The sequence below is a fragment of the Holdemania sp. 1001302B_160321_E10 genome (assembly GCF_015552275.1).
In the GTDB taxonomy this organism is placed as follows: Bacteria; Bacillota_I; Bacilli_A; order Erysipelotrichales; family Erysipelotrichaceae; genus Holdemania.
Genome location: NZ_JADNEM010000076.1, coordinates 1 through 1,498 on the forward strand (window position 1 = coordinate 1; position 1,498 = coordinate 1,498).

The 1,498-nt window shown below is 38.4% G+C and carries 1 protein-coding gene; it reads right to left on the bottom strand.

The window, feature by feature from the left end:
• Nucleotides 1-130 precede the first annotated feature (130 nt).
• Nucleotides 131-1,333: an IS110 family transposase gene (locus tag I2D94_RS18080; protein WP_072685547.1), complete on the bottom strand. Its 1,203-nt coding sequence runs from the start codon at nt 1,331-1,333 to the stop codon at nt 131-133.
• Between the last annotated feature and the right edge of the window lie 165 nt (nt 1,334-1,498).

The window sequence follows — 1,498 nt, forward strand, 5'->3', positions numbered from 1 at the left end:
AAAAGAAATTAGATAATAAAAAACAAGAGTTTTTTGCGTGAATTTGAAAAATCTCAAAATCTCAAAAAACATCAATACAAAAAGATTGAATCTCTTCAACTTTTTGTAATTTGAGATATAATATAGGTGGTTAGCTGGTGAACACAGTACCCGTCTTGCACATCCCATGGATTGTGCGAATTAGCTTGGTGATACAAGCTACCTTGGCAGCTTTCGACTTTAGTGGGGTTGATTGTTGCCTTTTCTTTTGATAGAAAGCGTTAATGGGATTCTCTTTCCTTGATCGTATACTACAGGTTACCGCTAAATATAAAATACATCTTAATCGTTTATTCCCTTTTTTGGAAATCGATAAATGATAGCCTTCTATGTCCCCTGATTCTGCTCTGTTGGGATCATTCCCCACATAGGCTACCATAGCGCCTCTGGTTTTGAATTTGCTTATATCGCCAAACTCTGCGATGATTCTTGAGGCCAGATTGGGACCGATACCATCAATACTTAAAATAATAGAGTAATAGGGCGTTGCTTTCGCAAGCTCTATAATTTTATCGAGCTTCGCCTCTGCCTCTTCCATCGTATCCTGGAGATGATGAATGTCATCGACCAACACCGCAACCCAAGCATCCTCTTTATCACAGCCCGGATACGTTTTGTTCGCAAACGCAATAACCTTCTCTGCAGTTTTCAAACAAACTTCAAAACTATGATCGGTTTGCTTATTCAGTTTTTTTGCCACTTTCTCTGGCTGCTTGTTCTTCAACCTATCGGGATGGGGATACATTTCCAGTAACTGCAGCGAGATTTGACTGTATCCGTCTTGAAAGAGCTTCATATAGCCTGGAAACACGATACTCAGGTGACTTTGAAAGGTGACTTTATACTTTCTTAAATGGACAAGACAGTCTTCATATACACGATTGGCAGTACGCAATTCATGATAGAGATCCGCTTCTTTTTCATCCTCTCGGAGCTCTTTAATATAATAGACTTCCGCTATGGATTCGGGATCTTTTTTATCTGTTTTCTTATTATGTATTTCTGTTTTCCTTTGTTTCGCTGACTGTAACGGCGAGATGGAGTATTGTTTGATTTCGTTCTTTTCTAAAAATCTTTCTAATGGCTTCGTATACACGCCGGTTGCTTCATAGACCGCTACCACTTCTTCGTTTGTTTTCTTCTCCAGTTCTTCTATTTTTGATTTTAAGAAGTTAAAGCCTTCTACGGTGTGAGAAATCCGATGCACCTTTCCCATTTTAGTGCCTCTTTGTGTAAAACATTGGAAGTGACTGTTTCCGTTGGATACATCAATACTAACGATAGGCCCTTTCATGGACAAAACCTCCTTTCACAAATAAGAGAGAGAATACTTCCATATTCAATTCAACTTTGTTTCGTAAGAAATCCAGACGATTCCGCTCTTGTGGCGGATGTCTTTTTAGATTTAAACAAGCTTATGAATTTGAATAGGAAGAATGGCATTTTCTTTTACGAACTA

Coding starts and splice junctions, on each gene's coding strand:
- I2D94_RS18080 (WP_072685547.1), bottom strand. CDS start 1,333: ATGAAAGGGCCTATCGTTAGTATTGATGTATCCAACGGAAACAGTCAC.